Origin of the sequence: Crocosphaera sp. XPORK-15E, assembly GCF_034931425.1 — a bacterium.
In the GTDB taxonomy this organism is placed as follows: domain Bacteria; phylum Cyanobacteriota; class Cyanobacteriia; order Cyanobacteriales; family Microcystaceae; genus UHCC-0190.
Genome location: NZ_JAYGHQ010000023.1, coordinates 1 through 15,927, shown reverse-complemented (window position 1 = coordinate 15,927; position 15,927 = coordinate 1). Strand labels below are relative to the sequence as shown.

Annotated in this window: 19 protein-coding genes; 10 read left to right on the top strand and 9 right to left on the bottom strand. The window is 38.3% G+C overall.

Annotated features, from left to right (window positions below; translation table 11 throughout):
• A partial coding sequence (locus VB691_RS21910; RefSeq protein ID WP_323293662.1) for a phage/plasmid primase, P4 family occupies positions 1–3,270 on the bottom strand: 3,270 nt, incomplete at its 3' end.
• Positions 3,271–4,071: 801 nt separating this feature from the next.
• Positions 4,072–5,712 (bottom strand): helix-turn-helix transcriptional regulator, encoded by a 1,641-nt coding sequence (locus VB691_RS21905; RefSeq protein WP_323293661.1) that lies wholly within the window; start codon positions 5,710–5,712, stop codon positions 4,072–4,074.
• Between the two features lie 21 nt (positions 5,713–5,733).
• On the opposite strand from VB691_RS21905, the gene VB691_RS21900 reads away from it, so the two are divergent.
• Positions 5,734–5,931 carry a hypothetical protein gene (locus VB691_RS21900; RefSeq protein WP_323293660.1) on the top strand — a complete coding sequence of 66 codons (198 nt, stop codon included), beginning with the start codon at positions 5,734–5,736 and terminating at the stop codon, positions 5,929–5,931.
• Positions 5,932–6,544: 613 nt separating this feature from the next.
• Here the strand turns inward: VB691_RS21900 and VB691_RS21895 are convergent.
• Together VB691_RS21895 and VB691_RS21890 are read right to left on the bottom strand one after the other, a co-directional pair.
• The gene (locus tag VB691_RS21895; protein ID WP_323293659.1) at positions 6,545–7,021 is read right to left on the bottom strand and encodes a hypothetical protein; all 477 of its coding nucleotides are present in this window, start codon (positions 7,019–7,021) and stop codon (positions 6,545–6,547) included.
• A gap of 127 nt (positions 7,022–7,148) precedes the next feature.
• Positions 7,149–7,385, bottom strand: coding sequence for a hypothetical protein (locus VB691_RS21890; RefSeq protein ID WP_323293658.1), 237 nt, complete (start codon positions 7,383–7,385; stop codon positions 7,149–7,151).
• Positions 7,386–7,604: 219 nt separating this feature from the next.
• Here VB691_RS21890 and VB691_RS21885 point away from each other — a divergent pair, with 219 nt between their 5' ends.
• Together VB691_RS21885 and VB691_RS21880 are read left to right on the top strand one after the other, a co-directional pair.
• Complete coding sequence (locus tag VB691_RS21885; RefSeq protein ID WP_323293657.1) at positions 7,605–7,823, top strand: hypothetical protein; 219 nt, start codon at positions 7,605–7,607, stop codon at positions 7,821–7,823.
• 3 nt (positions 7,824–7,826) lie between these two features.
• Positions 7,827–8,294, top strand: coding sequence for a type II toxin-antitoxin system VapC family toxin (locus tag VB691_RS21880; protein ID WP_323293656.1), 468 nt, complete (start codon positions 7,827–7,829; stop codon positions 8,292–8,294).
• A gap of 132 nt (positions 8,295–8,426) precedes the next feature.
• Here the strand turns inward: VB691_RS21880 and VB691_RS21875 are convergent, their stop codons facing one another.
• On the bottom strand, positions 8,427–8,717 hold the full coding sequence (locus VB691_RS21875) for an HNH endonuclease (protein ID WP_323293655.1): 291 nt from the start codon (positions 8,715–8,717) through the stop codon (positions 8,427–8,429).
• A 131-nt stretch (positions 8,718–8,848) separates the two neighbouring features.
• Here VB691_RS21875 and VB691_RS21870 point away from each other — a divergent pair, with 131 nt between their 5' ends.
• A complete protein-coding gene (locus tag VB691_RS21870; RefSeq protein WP_323293654.1) occupies positions 8,849–9,493 on the top strand; it encodes an AAA family ATPase in 645 nt (214 codons plus the stop codon).
• Positions 9,486–9,800: a hypothetical protein gene (locus VB691_RS21865; protein WP_323293653.1), complete on the top strand. Its 315-nt coding sequence runs from the start codon at positions 9,486–9,488 to the stop codon at positions 9,798–9,800. The genes VB691_RS21870 and VB691_RS21865 overlap by 8 nt, the downstream gene beginning before the upstream one ends.
• 348 nt (positions 9,801–10,148) lie before the next feature.
• Here the strand turns inward: VB691_RS21865 and psb34 are convergent, their stop codons facing one another.
• On the bottom strand, positions 10,149–10,322 hold the full coding sequence (psb34, locus tag VB691_RS21860) for a photosystem II assembly protein Psb34 (RefSeq protein ID WP_323293652.1): 174 nt from the start codon (positions 10,320–10,322) through the stop codon (positions 10,149–10,151).
• 267 nt (positions 10,323–10,589) lie between these two features.
• Between psb34 and VB691_RS21855 the strand changes: the two genes are divergently transcribed.
• Entirely contained in the window at positions 10,590–10,787 is a 198-nt protein-coding gene (locus tag VB691_RS21855) for a hypothetical protein (protein ID WP_323293651.1), read from the top strand.
• Between the two features lie 93 nt (positions 10,788–10,880).
• Positions 10,881–11,042 carry a PCP reductase family protein gene (locus VB691_RS21850; protein WP_323293650.1) on the top strand — a complete coding sequence of 54 codons (162 nt, stop codon included), beginning with the start codon at positions 10,881–10,883 and terminating at the stop codon, positions 11,040–11,042.
• 379 nt (positions 11,043–11,421) lie between these two features.
• Here the strand turns inward: VB691_RS21850 and VB691_RS21845 are convergent, their stop codons facing one another.
• Both VB691_RS21845 and VB691_RS21840 read right to left on the bottom strand, forming a co-directional pair.
• Positions 11,422–11,583 (bottom strand): hypothetical protein, encoded by a 162-nt coding sequence (locus VB691_RS21845; protein ID WP_323293649.1) that lies wholly within the window; start codon positions 11,581–11,583, stop codon positions 11,422–11,424.
• Positions 11,584–11,760: 177 nt separating this feature from the next.
• Positions 11,761–12,828, bottom strand: coding sequence for a hypothetical protein (locus VB691_RS21840; protein ID WP_323293648.1), 1,068 nt, complete (start codon positions 12,826–12,828; stop codon positions 11,761–11,763).
• Positions 12,829–13,124: 296 nt separating this feature from the next.
• Here VB691_RS21840 and VB691_RS21835 point away from each other — a divergent pair, with 296 nt between their 5' ends.
• The gene (locus VB691_RS21835; protein WP_323293647.1) at positions 13,125–14,069 is read left to right on the top strand and encodes a tyrosine-type recombinase/integrase; all 945 of its coding nucleotides are present in this window, start codon (positions 13,125–13,127) and stop codon (positions 14,067–14,069) included.
• A 105-nt stretch (positions 14,070–14,174) separates the two neighbouring features.
• On the opposite strand, the gene VB691_RS21830 is transcribed toward VB691_RS21835, so the two are convergent.
• Positions 14,175–14,624 carry a hypothetical protein gene (locus VB691_RS21830; RefSeq protein WP_323293646.1) on the bottom strand — a complete coding sequence of 150 codons (450 nt, stop codon included), beginning with the start codon at positions 14,622–14,624 and terminating at the stop codon, positions 14,175–14,177.
• A 224-nt stretch (positions 14,625–14,848) separates the two neighbouring features.
• On the opposite strand from VB691_RS21830, the gene VB691_RS21825 reads away from it, so the two are divergent.
• Positions 14,849–15,277 (top strand): restriction endonuclease fold toxin-2 domain-containing protein, encoded by a 429-nt coding sequence (locus VB691_RS21825; protein ID WP_323293645.1) that lies wholly within the window; start codon positions 14,849–14,851, stop codon positions 15,275–15,277.
• Between the two features lie 76 nt (positions 15,278–15,353).
• Positions 15,354–15,731 carry a hypothetical protein gene (locus VB691_RS21820; protein ID WP_323293644.1) on the top strand — a complete coding sequence of 126 codons (378 nt, stop codon included), beginning with the start codon at positions 15,354–15,356 and terminating at the stop codon, positions 15,729–15,731.
• Positions 15,732–15,927 lie beyond the last annotated feature (196 nt).

Sequence of the window (15,927 nt, the reverse complement as noted above, 5' to 3'; positions counted from 1 at the left end):
ATTTGCCTTATCTGTAATAACAGAATCATTTGCCTTATCTGTAATAACAGAATCATTTGCCTTATCTATAAGAACAGGATCAATTGGCTTATCCGTACTAACAAGGTCTGGTGGGGGGGATAAGGTTTGAAAACTCTTATTATGTAATTTACCCTCATCACCCTCACCACTATCACCTATGGGGGTTTCCACCGTCATCCCTACTGTCACCTTACCTTCATCACCCTCATCGGCAGAGTATTCTTTAGTTATCAATAATTTTTCACTGTCAAACGAAGATCGAATCCCTAAATTAGTGAAATATGACCCTTTTTTGTCACGCCCCCTTTTGGTGTTGATTTTGAGTTGGTTGACTAATAAATCATGAAGTAATTTTGAGAATCGTCCATTATTAAGTGGCTTAAAGCCGTTTTCTAAGCAATAACTGTGATAACTGGCATACAAGAAGAAATCAAGGGATTTAGAGGCTGACCCCACATAGATGTTGTTGTCAGGAACTTCAACCAAACAAAGATCCGCCCATGCAGCAATGGGGTTAGTGCTGATTAGGGTTTCAGCCTTCATTTGTTCTAGGGAGGGGGTTAAGATGCTGTGATTTTTAATTAACTGGGTAGCGAACTCTGGGTTTATTCCTAACACCCAATTGAGTAGTCCAGGGATAAACGGGGCAAATTCTCCACTAATTCGGTCAGGGTGAATGGCCATGAGGTCACGCTGTTGGTGTCCCTCGATTCGTTTGGTCATGGCTAAGGTTAGACGACGGCGTTCTAAACCACTTGTATAATCAGCCATTTGGGGAATCTCGTTCGCTGCTACCATGACCATTGCTCTTGGAATAAAGCCTTCCCTTGATTGTTTGTGCTTCTGTTCATAGGCTAGGGTATCCTGTCCGGTTAATGCTTTAAGAACGCTACAACCCCCTGTGTAACGTTCTGAATCAGTAATGACCACTAATCGTTTATCTTTGATGGATGCCGTCTCAAAGCGACTGGTTTCTAGTTTGGCTAGGGTTGTGGTGTGAACATTTTGTTGTCCTACTAAGGCGATCGCCAATCTGATTAAGGTGGATTTTCCGGTTCCCCCTGGCCCAATTAATTCTAGGTATTTTTGCCAATCGGTGCGTCCGGTAACAATGCCATGTAAATAAGCGCGAATGAGTTCAACGACAACATGATCCCCTTGGCACATTTCGAGAAGCCATTGTTGAATGGGGTCACAGAGGGCTAGTGGGTTGTAATCGTAGGGTAAGCACCATGTTAGATAATTTTCAGGTTTATGCTCTAATAGCTCATGAGTTTTTAGGTTGAAAACTCCATTTTTCAAGGGAATTAATTCATCAGTTTCACCCCAATCTTTAACAGCTAATTGTCCCTTTAAAAGCGTAATGACTCCATTAACAAAACTACTGGAAAAACCCAGATATTTTTGGATTTTATCTTTTTGTCCAAGGCTAATCAAAATTTGTTTGTACTGCTCTAAAATGTACTTACATTGTTGTTGAATGAGTAACAGAACATACTCGGTCGCTTGGATTTTCCAGATTCCCTTGAGAGATTCACCATAACGATACCATTCTCCGATCTCGGTATTCCAAGCTAATTCTTGCTTAAATTGCGTAGCGATCCATGTCGCTACTTCACTTTGATGCCAATGAGGTAATCCATACTCATTTGGGTTGAAAGATTTATCATTTTCATTGTTGGTTCTTGAGTAATTCTTGTTATTTTTACTCTTGGCTATTTGGGGATTATCGGCTTGGTTTTGATAATTTGATGTTTGAGAATGATAAACTTGAGACTGATGATTTAAGCCTTGAAAAGATGCTTGATCATTATCAATTATCAATTGATGATTTGAGCCTTGAAAATCTTGAGAATTATTGACTTCATAATATTCTTCTTGAAGCTCTAACCAGTCAGGTAAATAGCCAGCTTTCAAAGTGCTTTCGATATGGTCAGCCAAGATTTGACCCACTTCTTCTGGCGATCGCCCTTGACTCATCATCATTGTTACCCAATCTACGATATCTCCCTTGTCAGGGATCTTATCCCAGATTAGAGACAAGTCAAACATTAAATAATCTAATCCCACCGAAGAAAATAATTGTGCCAGTTTTTGGGCTTTATTACGTCCTTCTTGATCGTGATCAGGAATAATAATGGGAATTTTCTGGGCTGCCATTAATTTTTTACCTAATTCAAGTAATTCCTCTTTTTTGTATGCTCCCTGTAAACTGATAGCAGGAAACCCAATTAACCAACCATTGTCAGCAGATGGTTCACCCTCTACAGTGAAGATGTATTTGGATTTTGATGCGATCGCCTCCGTGAGTCGGTATGCTGGCCACAAGCGGTGCTGTCCCACTTGCGAAGCCGGATCGCCTTTTCCTATTTTTTCTTGACCGTCAATAACCACATAGGGCATCACTGCCTTATCCTTCTTTTTACCCTTGGGAGTAATGCGTTTACCCTCGTTGTTGTAATATTCAACCCGTTTAACCAATTGGTTATCTGAGTACCAATACTTATATTCGAGGTCATAGCCATAAGAACGGGTTATTTTAACGGGTTCAGTAACTTGAATGGGGTTTGCTAAGGTAATAGGATTTTCGAGCCTGATAGGGGGCTTTATGTTGGGCTGAGGGGAACGTTTAGGCTTGGGTTGAATAGCACGGGTACGAGAAGCCCGATAACTTCCATTGCCATTGGCTAAACTATTCCCATGGCCATTACCATTGGCTAAATCGTTTTTATTCCCGTTGTTATAGTCATTGCCATTGGTTAAACCATAGCCATTCCCGTTGTTATAGTCATTGCCATTGGTTAAACTATAGCCATTGTTATCGGCTAAATCGTTTTTATTCCCGTTGTTATAGTCATTGCCATTGACTAAACCATAGTCATTCCTGCTGTTATAGCCATTGTTGTTGCCATGTTGCCGATACCATTCTTTAGTCCAGGCACTTGCATCAAAATTACTCTGATACTTGGCTTCTTTGACAAGATAAGCAATACCACTTCTGTTCTCTTTGAGACTGTTCCAAGTAGATTGACAGTTTTTGGCGTTATACTGATCCGGACTTCCTTGACTCCATCGGTCAAAGTGTTCAAAGTCAAGGCCGGCGGATTTCATGGCCGTTCCTAGTTTGACCCAATCTTCTCGACTGCAACAAGGATCTACTAAATTGTTCTCAACGATGTATAGGGCTTGATCGTAGTCAAGTTCGGTGTTGGTTTGTTCGTAGTCAGCTGTGAGTTCAAAAGTTTTCATGATGGTATCATTGAGGTGGTTATGTTTTGAGTTACGCACTCAACGTCTGAAACCTGGATTGCGCCCTAAACAAAGCGATCTCGCTCCGCGAGTGCGGCAGCACCGCCAATTCAGATGATTCAAAAAATGATTTTTTCGTGACAGTGCGTAATTCATAACTTTTATCAAATTCAAGAAACTATGATGGAAATCTCCGTCTTAGTTTCTTTTTTTATATTTTATAGCTACGAGGTGGTGTTGTTGCCTGTAAGTGTCTAGGTATGTTGCAGTCAACAAGATCAATTCATAACGGGTTCAGCCTCAGATAGTTGGGTGTCCTTAATTATGTCAGGTTTTTTTTATCAAGGGTTTTCAGTTGATCAGACTTATCAGTCTGATCGGAAAAAGGATATGACCCTCAAAGTCTGACTAGGACTAACTTTTAAAAATAGAACGTTACCGGATTCGGGTGTAAACGTTACCCGATTCGGGTGTAAACGTTACCCGATTCGGGCATTTTTGTAAACAAAGTTAAACCCTTACATAATCTGCATTTGAGGGCGATTTTTGAACTTTTTTTTTTGTTGACAAAGCTGTAAACACATAACCCGATAGGGGTAACGTTCTTGTAAACAGATTCAAACCTTTACCCAATCTGTATTTAAGGGCGATTTTAAGCTGGTTTTTTTGAGAAAGCTGTGAATAGATAACCCGAAATGAGTAACGTTATTTATAAGCACACGCAACCTGATACTGAATGGTGAAGTATATAGTCTGATCCCAAATTTGGTCATGAAAACTTACTTATATTTATGGGGAGGATTAGACTTCAAGGTCTAGAAGTTGACACAGATGAGTCATTAATTTTGTATCAGGATTTCTTGTTCCTTTTTCGATTAAACAGATGAAACTAGCTGATATCCCTGCTTTTCCTGCTAGTTGTCTTTGACTCCAACCTTTTTTTAATCTTGCTGCTTTAATTTCGCTCGCGGTTATACTCTTATCTTTTTTGGCTTTTCGTGTCCCAGATGATTTTTGGGTTGACAGGGTACGAGTATAGGGTGGAATGTCTAAGGGTGGTAATATGGTCAGTCGTGCTTCTAGCCATTTTTCAAAGTAACCTCTTGGCTTTTTCTTTTCACTGTTTGGCTGTAGCATTTCAGGATAAGTTACTGGATCATAGGTAATATTCCAGCCCATTTTGCTTAAAGTCATTAAGAAATTATCCCAACGATTTGTCAGCTTCAAACGGCTATGGCGATCGCTTTTAGCTTTAGCTATTTTCTCATCTGGGTTAATACAAATACACTCTTTAAGTAAGGTTAAAACTTTATAGTTGCCATGAGGATGAAATCTACTAGCCAGAGTTAAGTACATTAAACCCCGTAAGATAAATTCATCTCGATAAGCATTAAGTTTAAAAAGTTCTTCTGAAATATATCCAAATTGATATAATGCTTTCCTGGCTTTTTGTCCTGCTTTATTTAAAAATTCTTTAGTCCATAATCCTGGTTGTATAGTGATATAAATTTCTTCAGGTGTTTCGATTTCTCCAAAAAGGTTTTTGTGTCCTTGATAGTTAAAGCTGATGTTCCACATCCGAGAAATAGCTACGCTTACCATTACTTTTCCATTTTTTTTTCCTTCTTCCCATTCAGCTTTAACTAATAAAGAATCTAACATAAAAGCGGTAGAAGCTATCTCTTTTAATTTCTGTAATTTATTAAAATCTTTACGGTTTTCATTAAATATTTTCAATATATCACTAGCTTTAAGAGTAAATTCAGAACGCCAAGGTTCTGTTGTTTTCATACAATAAGCAGAAAATAATAAGTGAAGCTTGCCAGCATCTAGACTAAATTTATTGATAATTTCTTGAGCTTCCCTAAATGGTAATAAGGTGATATCTCCAGGGCTAGTGATGTAATGTACAATATAGTTACTTGAGTTACTTTTGCATCCTTTTTTAAAAAAGGCAGGAAGCTCTCCATTGTCTTGCCAAAGATAATTTTTGGTAATAGCTTCTAACCCTGATACTACAGGCATACAAGACGCAATTGGAGCATAGGGAGAATTTTGAAATAATCGGGTAGCAGTAATTGGTTCAGTTTGATGTTGGTTCAGTATTCTTTCTTCTTCCCATGCTTGTATTATCAGTTTAGGAATCTCCATCTGTTTGATAAACTCAAGCAAATTTTTATACTGATTTCTAGCTGCTTCCCATGCGGATTCTTCTAATAAACTTGGTGATAGAGTATGATTGGTAGTGTCATTTATCTGTTGTTTAAAATAAGTTTTAAGAATTTCTTTATAATTAGATGCTTCTAATTGAGTAATGATTTGAGTTTTAAATGCTTCTATAAATTCATCACGATTGGCGCAGTTACTAAAATCGTCACCATCTATCTGAATTTGATCTAAAATTGAGGTTAACGAGTCTAGAGGGAGATTAATATTATCCATTTGATTATGTCAAAAAAAATTATGAATAAATATTTAACAGGGATCTCTCAAGTTGATCATACCTTACGAGAATTTTTACAGAATTCTTGTTCAATAGAACAAAGTCAAGCAGAAAAAAGATTGAAGTCAACTGAACAAACTCCCATACTGAACTGGGCTTCTTATCGAGCAATGCGAGAGAGTGGTGAGTTTTTAGGTTACACTTCTGATGACAGATAAGAGTCATTATTAAGATAAAAATTAACTTTTGAGGGGTTTCGATATCAAACCCTAATTTTCTACTCTCTTCAAAGCCTCTAGTAATAACCGCTTGGCATTACCGGATCGACTTCCAGCCATTTTGAGAAGCGGTTCAGCTTCTCCTAGCTCTAAAAAGAATTCAATTCGTACTTTTTTTGACTTCCACTTCTGGGTAGCTTTAGCAATAACTTCGGGGTTTTGCTCGTTCCATCGTTGTTGGGGGGTTCTCATGTCTAATACATATTCGGTATATGTATATAATTATAGCCAAAAAACTGAGATAGGGTCATTGCCTACATATTCGGTATATGTATTTGACAGCCAAGATGATGGGATCGCCTTATTTCCCTACATACATATTCGGTATATGTATTAGACGACTGAGGAATTTTTTGTCTCTTGGATCGATATTTCTCCTAAAATTAGTCATAAACAGCAGAAAATTTCTGATTTTATCTGGGAGATAAGTTTTCCTTGTTCAAGGGCTAATTGACCCTTCGGCTTCGCTCAGGGTCAATGCTTAGCGGCTTGCCCTGAGCTTTGTCGAAGGGAGCTTTGTCGAAGGGAGTCGAAGCATTGAAAATTAATTAAGTTAGGAAATGTTTTTCATTTGAGCGAATAATTGATGCAACTTTTCCGGGTTCATCGTTTGTTGATACTGCTGTGCCATTTCTGGGGTTAAGAGTTCTAACATGACAGTGTTTTCAAGCCAAAATTCCATCACTTCAAACAATCCTTCTCGACTACAATGAACGACTCGCCATCCTTCTCTTTGTCCAATTTCTTCAATTTCTTCTTGACTTAATGGCACAGAAATCGCTGCATGAGTAGCGGTAAATTGGGAACTGGAATCATTGTGTTTAAACTTTAATTCGTCTTGGTTAGTACCAGGGTTTAATTCTGTGCCTTTGGGATAAACTTCAATGGCTGTCCCATATTTATCAAAAGCAAAACTCATATAACTGCCGGGATGGGGCGGAAATTCCGTGAATTCTCCTTTGAAGATTTCTGCTAGAACAGAAGCAACGTGCTTGGGATTATCAACCGCAATTGATAAGTGAAAAATCATAACGTTACATCTCCATAATGATTAGTTTTATTGTAGTTTTATTTGGCGTTAATTGTCCTGACAATTAAACTTCCTGACACAGAATAATCCCCTAATAATCTCATCACTTCCATAGGACTCCCAGAGGTTAACCGCCTTTAACCTTAATATTGAGTAAATATAGGGAAGATTCGGCTTTTACCGTCTCAATTGCTCCTGATGGGATGCCCAAGGTTTGGTTAAAGCTTCTGATGATGCCCCCTGCACTGTTAATATTGATAGAGATGATGGCGATCGCAGCTACCCCCAAAAGTTCTAAGTTAGCGGTTCCCAGGACAATGCTGGTTAAACTAACACTAAAAGCGATATGGGTGGGAGTCATCATAGGTAAGTGTTAAGTGACCATTTGTCAATAGGCGAGTATATAATTCTAGAATTCCCCAATAGTCAGAAAAACTAACATATTAATTGATGGTTAATAGTCATTAGTTGATAGAACCGTTCCTTGGCGGTGGAGAGAGAGTTTATTCTTTATTAATTATAAAGTCTTCATGGTTAAAGTTTAAGTTATAATGATAATAACTGTCATGGCGAGGAGATAATTATGAGCTTACAAGTCAAACTGAAAGATTATCCTGATTGGGATAGAGAAGAACAAATAAAACGGAATCAGGTGGCTTTAAAGAAATTAGAAGAAAGACGACAAAAAACTTTACAGATAACTGAGGAAGAAGCGGAAGAAAGACAAGAAGGTTTTGAAAAGTTTAAACAGTTAATTGATCAATTTCGTCCCCAAGGTTCTAAACTATATTCTGAAGATTAGACAATGATTGTTTTTCTTGATTCAGGGGTCTTAGGATTATTAACAAACCCTAACAAGGAAGGTAAACCCTTACTGTGTGAAAATTGGCTTTATTCTTTGTTAGCCAAAGGGGTTTATGTGGTTAGTTCTGATGTTTGTGATTATGAAGTAAGAAGAAGTCTTCTTTTAGAAAAAGTCAAAAACCCTGGTCTTGATAGTGTTGATAATTTAGATGAATTAAGAGACATCATTGACTTTCTGAAAGTAGAAACTGAAGTGATGTTTTCAGCATCTCAAACTTGGGTTGAAGCTCGTCAAAAAGGAAGAAAAACGGCTGACGATGCGAGCTTTGATGTCGATATGATTATTATTTCTCATTGGCGTTTACTCAAAAGTAAATACCCTAGTCGCTATATTGTCATTGCTACGACAAATGTTAAACATTTAGGGGAGTTTACAGAAGCTTTAAATTGGGAAGAAATTAATTTATAGTTGGCATAATTAAGAGTTAGTATTTCAGAGTTAATAGACACAATATAGCTAAATCATTTAAAGGTTTTAGTTTTGAGAAAATTTTTTGCAAAAATTAACAAAAGAGAAGCATTAAACGGGTTTTTCAGGGGGTCAAATAGAAAATAATGATAATTGCCCAGGACTAACATTTCCCCGCTTCCCCTGATGATAACTGAGATGACAGGCCGTACAAACGGGAATGAGGTTAGAGGCTTCATTATTCTCTGGTGTAAAGTCGGCATGATGAACTTGTAAGGTTCTTGCGCTTCTTTCAGATACCGTAAGCTTTGAGATATCCTCCCCTGGTTTAATACACTGAGTTCCACATTTGGCACAACGCCACCGAGCAGCTTCCTTAACGGTGGTGGCTATAGTTTTCCAGTCTTGGGGATATCGGTTCATAAAGTGAAGGTAAAGGGAACAATAGTTAGGGGTTTTGGCTCTTTTCTATGGTACTGTATAGTTTGGTTCTGTGTTACATGGTATGGTATCATACCGTATCGTATCATCTAACCTGATGGGGGAAAAAATCAATGATTATCCTTGTCGGTGGGGAAAAAGGGGGAACTGGCAAGACCACACTGGTTACTAACCTCGCAGCGATGCGTCGTAACCAAGAGGGTGATGTGCTAGTGATTGATACTGATAAACAAGGGAGTGCTAGTTATTGGGCGGCCACTAGAGAAGGAAATGAAGAATTACATCGTGTTCCTTCTATTCAAAAATTTGGTTCGGCGATCGCTTCGGAGATTCGAGATTTGGCGAATCGTTACCAGGACATCATTATTGATGCAGGGGGGAGAGATAGTATTGAACTTCGGGCGGCCATGACGGTGGTTGAAAAGTTGATTATTCCTATTCAAGCTTCTCAATTTGATGTCTGGACGTTGGGAGCGATGAGTGATTTAGTCAACCAAGCGATCGCGTTTAATGAAGGGTTAAAAACTTTCGTAGTTGTTAATCGTGCTTCGACGAACCCCTCGGTTAGTGAGACAGCAGAAGCTAAAGAAGTTTTGGAAGATTTTGAAAATTTGGTGTTATTAAAAACCGTGATTCATGACCGCATTGCTTACCGTAAGGCGGCCAAAAGTGGGCTGTCTGTCGTAGAACTTCAACCCAAAGACCTGAAGGCAGCTAAAGAAATGACCAGCTTATATAAAGAGGTATTCCATGAATAAAAAACCCCGCTTGAGTGCTAAACCCCCAACGCAGTCTGAACAGGATTTTATTGAAGCAGCAGAAAAACCATTACAGTCACCACCTTCTGTTGAAGAAGTTAGATCATCAGAACCCCTACCCTGGGAAGAAGATAATGTTAGAGATGATGTGATTAAGTCGATTAATTTAAGGTTGTCGGAACCTTATATTTTAAAGTTACAGTTTCTCTCAGAGAAGACTAACAAAAGTCAGCAACGCCTTATTAGAGAAGTATTATGTCCGGCGTTGGATAAGGAAATTGAAAAGCTGTTAGGAGAAGAACAGTAATCAAACCATACGGTGTAACAAGGTTAAGTATGGCTTAGGTAGTAATGGTACCATACCATACTGTTGCATACAATATAGTATCATCCTATTCCATGCCATGTATAGCAGGAGGCAGAAGACAGGGGGTTAAAAGCTTACCGCGATTAGGTTTGAGGTTTGAAAAATGTCCTATCCGCCTTGGCTGTTGCATAACCTGTACCATTTGGGCTTTAAGACAAATCTAACCATAAACAGCAAAAAACCTCAGCAACACCGAGGTCAATGGGAGAAATCCGATTTTTCAATGCTTCGACTCCGCTCAGCATTGACCCTGAGCGAAGCCGAAGGGTCAAGTAGAAGATGAAATTATTAGCTAATAACAGCAGAAACGATGATTAAGCTGGTTACGAATAAAGCAGCCATAGCCCCTTGAACTAAGTAGCGGCGTTGTTGAAAGGGCGCAGGATATTGGGCGTAATAAGGCTTGGGTTCAACGGCGTAGTTGTTGAGTAGTCCGTTATCTAGTTGAGTGGTGGTGTACATCGCTTGTTGCCTCTGTTTTGGTCCTTATGTAAACTAATATAACAACAAATGTAACAATCTGTAAAGAGTGCTTGACAAATTTATTTTAATGGTATCTATAGGGAGAGCTTATCTTAGACAGGGGTTAGGGAAAGATTTCTACTTAATTCCACTTCTCACGCGAAAAGGGAAAGGACGAAAACCCTGAATATACATAAGTTTTGGGACTGACATCACCCCTTGACCCCCCGTAATATGAAGGTAACAAGAGGAAACGAGGTTAAACAAATGTCTACCACCACCACCAACAACACCGTCATCGTCCGTAACTACATTATTCTCGCTGCTACTATCATGTTCGCCTCAATGGGCTTAACCGATACATTTCTCGCTCCTACCCGCGCTGGACAACAAAACCGCCTCGATACTTATGGACAGGTTGTCAGTGCTGGAATGGTTGCCTACTCTCAAAAGCTTGGTCGTTAAACTCTATGGGTTCGACCCTTTTCTCTTGTTCTTTCCCTGCCTTTTTGGTGGGGATTTTTTATTATAGTTAAATCGTTAAACCCAATACCACGAATGAACTGGACACCCGAAGCAGAAGCAAGACTTAAAGAAATTCCCTTTTTTGTACGCCCCGCAGCCCGCAAGAAGATTGAGAAGTTTGCGAGCGTAGCAGGACATAATGAAATTACTGTAGAAATTTATGAGCAAGCTAAGGCCAAGTTTGGCAGTAAATAGAAAAGTGTGACAATTATCAAAGTGTCTGTTATATCTTGAATGTCAAAAGTGATGACTTTAGGCTTATTGTAAATGAATACCAATTCGGTATTATGTGGTGTGTGTGAGTAAGTAGGAAAGCACGCGCTACGCAAAGGTAAAAGGTAGAAGGCAAAAGGCAAAAGTATATTTTTGATTTTAAATTATTTATTTCTAAAACTAGCTAAACATTTTATCTTTTTGCCTTTTTCTTTTTGCTTTTTACCTTCCCGTCAGGGCGTGCTTTTCTCAATTTTCTCTTACTTGTTTAATTTCTGGTTTTGTTAAAATCATTTTCAATCCCCCTCGTTGCATAAAGAAAAAGACTAATTAACACGATATTCAGCCCCGTTCTTACTATCTACAAATAAGCCCCACTATCAAGTAGATAAGAAGGTTTAGCTTCGGTTTGTAGTCGTTCAAGTAAGGTTCTTGCCCATTCATCGGTGGGGGCGTGTACTTCAAGATGTTTGATTAGTTCGTCGTAAGTATCGCGTTTGATTCGGATGTCGGAGTTAGTCATAAATATCCTTTAAAATGGGTCAATTCCCACCTTTAATAATTGCTCAATAACTTGGTGAAAGTCTTTAATTGATTGAGCTTTATCTAATTGTTTAAGTAAGCTTTTTCTATCTTCTTCTTTAGGAAAATAATGTCCGCTAAAACTTGTCCAATGTTTTAAATAGTCTCGAATGTGTTGTCAATTTTGTTGAAATGAAGACAAGACTTGTATCTGACTGGCATTTTCTAACAGAATTTGGGGATTAGCTTGTTGAGGAGAAATAATATTTATTTTTCCTTGTACCTCAATGGTTACGTTAGGATTAATTAAGAAGTTCCGAGCAGGTTTGACCGTGTTTAAGTTATTATTCCAAATTTGAGCTAGTTTCAACCTAATATTCTCAAATTCTTGAATATCTTCAAAATTAACTAAAGTAAAATAGCGGGGAATTTCTTGGGTAATGACTTCTATTCCATAAACATCAAACTTCAGTTGAGGACTTTTGGGAAACTTAACTAACTTTCCTATTAAGGTTTCTTCTTTTCCTTGTCTAGAAACTAATTGATCTACAATTTTAAGAGGATTTTTAACAGCTAGGTTTAAGTTTAAATGGGTTGGTTTTTCAGGTAATGGTTGTATTTGATAACTAATATCAATCAAATCACCTCGATATAAGTCCTTGGTTAACTCTGGGGTTTCAACAAAAATTGGAATCACCCTATCTTTGTATTCTACTACTAATATTTTTCCTTGATTATTAATTGCATGAACTTTGACAACTAAGTGGGTTTTATCTTTTAATTCTTCGGGAATCGTTGCCTCATATTTATATTTTTCATGACCCTCTAAACCTGACCAGGATTCCCTAATCGTAGCAGATTCCACTAAGATATGGGGTTGAGGACTGGGATTATCTATTAATTTTCCTTTAAGACAAACTTGATCATGCCGTTTCACTTTTCCTAAAATTTCTTGAGTCTTTTGATTAGCTGAAATTAAAGAGAAGTGACGAAATTCAAAAAAGTTATCAGGTTCACGAACAGATAAAACATATAATTGCTCCCCAGTAACTGCGCCATGAATTTCTCCTAATAAACCTGTATTTTCTAATTCAACTGATAAACTAGATAAATTTAATCCTTGATAAGCCGATTCATGATAAACACAGGATTCAGAAGCAGATAAACCCGAAGAAAAAAGGGTGATAAATCCAGTGAACACAGCTATTGTTAATAATAAGAAAAAGCTTTGATATCGTTTCATCATTTCTATTTCAAAATCTCTTTAATAGGTTGATAATTAAGGGAACATTCAGCCGTTGGCTATCGTTAATTCACATTCTCTTTAATTTGTCAATACAAGTTAACAAAAATTCAATGCGATTGCCCTGCAATTGAGAGCGAGCTTGTTCAAGTTTTTTTAAGGCGATGGTTCTTAAAATACTCTACGTCAATATAGACATTATCTATTGGCGTTCGCCAAGGGCGCGCCTCCGGCGACCGCCAGGGATATTTAACATACGGTAAAATTACTTGTTAGAATTCCACTTCTGATAACTAATTATGTTAACGGTTGAAGTTACCACTTCCCTAAAACTAACCTCTCCCCTTCCGTTGACGGGACATCCGGCAGCCGTTTATTTGCGCTCGCTGGCTCCGCGTTCTCGTCTAACTATGCAGGGAAGTCTCAAGGCGATCGCCTCCCTGTTGACCAATGGGGAATGTGATCACCTCAGTTTAAATTGGGCAAACTTAAGATATCAGCATACTTCAGCCGTTCAAGCTGCTTTGTTAGAAAGGCAAGCCCCGGCGACGGCAGCCAAAATGATGTGTGCGTTAAGGAGAACGTTAAAGGAGGCTAAACGGTTGGGATTGATGAGTGGGGATGATTATCAGGCGGCCATTGATTTACCGAGTATAAAAAATAACTGCAAGAAACTGAGGGGTAGGGCGTTAAATCAAGCTGAGATTAAGGCTTTAATGGCGGTTTGTGAAAACGATACGACCACCCAAGGGTTAAGAGACGCGGCCTTAATTGCCATTCTGCGCGGGGCGGGTCTTCGTCGGGCTGAGGCGGTGAAGCTGCAATTAAAAGATTTTAACCAAGAGGCCGGATCTTTACAGATTATTGGGGGTAAGGGGGATAAGGATCGGTTGGTTTATCTTCCTGAGAGTGCGATCGCTATCGTCAACCGTTGGCTTGAGGTTAGGGGGTTCACTCCTGGGGCGTTACTTTGTCCTATTCAAAAGGGTGGCCGGATAGTGATTAGGTCAATGAGTTCCCAGTCCGTGTTATTGATAGTTCAGAAGAGGGCGTTACAGGCGGGGGTTGAAAGCTTTAGCCCCCATGATTTTCGTCGGACGTTTTGCAGTGATCTCTTAGATGCTGGTGTTGATATTGTGACGGTGCAGAAGTTGGCTGGCCATGCTAGTCCTGTTACTACTGCTAAATATGATAGGAGGGGTGAGGCGGTTAAACGACGGGCGGTGCAGAATTTGGGGTTTTAGTTTCTTTGACGGTTTAAACTGATGCTGGGGAGCCTACACACCTTACAAGTGTATAATTCTAAGAATTAAGCAGAAGAATTTTCAAGTTGATACCATCGATTATTATCAATCCACAGTATAATAAGTCATTATTCCAAAGATAATGCTTTGACCACTAGCAAGATTTTCGACCAAATATTTGACAATTTCCTGAATATTTTGATGAAGTGCAGGTAGTTGAGTTAATCCAACTCCTACTAATATTTTAGTTAGCCAATCCGAAATTTGCTCAAGATTTGTATTAGACCTATAATTAATTTGATTTGAACGACTCTGACTATTTTCAGAGGACTGAGAACTAGAGTTATAGGATTTTTTCTCGTTAAAATATCTTGGAATTCCAAATAAGAACCCGATTAAGCCTCCAAGAGCAAAAGAGGAAAATGCGATAATGATTGCTAAAATTCCTTGTTCTTTTTGATTGCTAAATAAATAATAAATCGTGATTACTATTAAGGGAAAAATAATTAAAATCAACGGAGCCGATTTAGAGATGATTTGCTGAATTTTGTCCATAAATAATCGTCCTAGATTTTTGAGAATCAGATTTAAAATGCTGGCTTTTTTACAAAACATAGGGGAGAATTTCTTCAAATGACTTCTCAATATTCAATTCCTGGGATGGAATATAAATTAAAATTCTAAGTTAACTCCTTACTAAAAATAGAACAAATAGTTATTGCTTACGCATTATCTGATAACCTATGTATTTGGGCAATTATTGAACAAGGACGGCGATTTTGAGTGACTCCACTAATGCGGTAGAAGAATGGGCCAGTAATTTTCCTAAAAAGGCAACCCCAACCTATAGTCAACGCCACTTATTTCAGATCAAACATTGTGGTAACGTAGAAATCCGCGTCAGGGATGGAAATGAAGAAATTTGGGCTGATGGGATTGATTTAAAAACAGGAGAACTATTAGAAGCTAAATATATCGAAAAACCTAACAATAGTCCCTATATCAGTGGGTCAACAATTCCCCCTTTCATTCGTATCAAAGCGGTTGGGGATGTGGAAAACGAGTTTCGGCGGTATGCTGCGGTTATTAATGACCCCAATACTCCTGTCATCGCATTACGGGTAATTGTTAATATTAAAGAAGCAGTTCCTTTTTTTGACGGTTTACTTCAACAGTTTAATTTACCTGGTCGTGTTGTTATTCAGTAAGTAGATGGTCATAGGTTTTGTTGAATGCACTTGCCTTATATTGATGTCTTAATTAGTTAGTTAGGAGAAGCAAAACATGGAATATCTCATCACTCCCCCAGAAACAACAGATTGGCAAATTAATGAGAATGAATTGACTAAAAATTTAGAGAAATCTTGGTCAAAAATTAAGATTAAAACCATCAGTAATCCTGATGATTACTATTGCTTAGAATGGGTAATTATAATCCCAGAAACCGGACAAAGACTCGATGGAGCATTACATCGAGATCTACAGGGAATCAGTTTAGATGGGTATATTAAAGACTGTGCGGCTTTTGCCGTTTGGTTTCGCTCTTTAGTGTCTCCTTCACAACAGTTAGTGTTTTACGACCAAGGTTATAATTCTCACATTGAGTTACAGGAAAACACAACAGAATTAGAGATTGTAGAGCCATTTTTGTCCTTGGTTTAACTAAACTTTATTATCTCTCTTTTGTCAGTCTGGGGAAACCCTGATGATTTCAAGATCCTAAAACTTTGACCATAAGAGAGATAACTTCTCGCTATTCAATTAATTGACGTTATTTGTCGAGGGTGACTTCCGTTATTTTTTCCAGCAATTCTCATTTTGGCAAAATTTAGAACATTAGTTCTCTATTCTGGTTAGA

Coding starts and splice junctions, on each gene's coding strand:
- VB691_RS21905 (WP_323293661.1), bottom strand. CDS start 5,712: ATGGATAATATTAATCTCCCTCTAGACTCGTTAACCTCAATTTTAGAT.
- VB691_RS21900 (WP_323293660.1), top strand. CDS start 5,734: ATGAATAAATATTTAACAGGGATCTCTCAAGTTGATCATACCTTACGA.
- VB691_RS21895 (WP_323293659.1), bottom strand. CDS start 7,021: ATGATTTTTCACTTATCAATTGCGGTTGATAATCCCAAGCACGTTGCT.
- VB691_RS21890 (WP_323293658.1), bottom strand. CDS start 7,385: ATGATGACTCCCACCCATATCGCTTTTAGTGTTAGTTTAACCAGCATT.
- VB691_RS21885 (WP_323293657.1), top strand. CDS start 7,605: ATGAGCTTACAAGTCAAACTGAAAGATTATCCTGATTGGGATAGAGAA.
- VB691_RS21880 (WP_323293656.1), top strand. CDS start 7,827: ATGATTGTTTTTCTTGATTCAGGGGTCTTAGGATTATTAACAAACCCT.
- VB691_RS21875 (WP_323293655.1), bottom strand. CDS start 8,717: ATGAACCGATATCCCCAAGACTGGAAAACTATAGCCACCACCGTTAAG.
- VB691_RS21870 (WP_323293654.1), top strand. CDS start 8,849: ATGATTATCCTTGTCGGTGGGGAAAAAGGGGGAACTGGCAAGACCACA.
- VB691_RS21865 (WP_323293653.1), top strand. CDS start 9,486: ATGAATAAAAAACCCCGCTTGAGTGCTAAACCCCCAACGCAGTCTGAA.
- psb34 (WP_323293652.1), bottom strand. CDS start 10,322: ATGTACACCACCACTCAACTAGATAACGGACTACTCAACAACTACGCC.
- VB691_RS21855 (WP_323293651.1), top strand. CDS start 10,590: ATGTCTACCACCACCACCAACAACACCGTCATCGTCCGTAACTACATT.
- VB691_RS21850 (WP_323293650.1), top strand. CDS start 10,881: ATGAACTGGACACCCGAAGCAGAAGCAAGACTTAAAGAAATTCCCTTT.
- VB691_RS21845 (WP_323293649.1), bottom strand. CDS start 11,583: ATGACTAACTCCGACATCCGAATCAAACGCGATACTTACGACGAACTA.
- VB691_RS21840 (WP_323293648.1), bottom strand. CDS start 12,828: ATGATGAAACGATATCAAAGCTTTTTCTTATTATTAACAATAGCTGTG.
- VB691_RS21835 (WP_323293647.1), top strand. CDS start 13,125: ATGTTAACGGTTGAAGTTACCACTTCCCTAAAACTAACCTCTCCCCTT.
- VB691_RS21830 (WP_323293646.1), bottom strand. CDS start 14,624: ATGGACAAAATTCAGCAAATCATCTCTAAATCGGCTCCGTTGATTTTA.
- VB691_RS21820 (WP_323293644.1), top strand. CDS start 15,354: ATGGAATATCTCATCACTCCCCCAGAAACAACAGATTGGCAAATTAAT.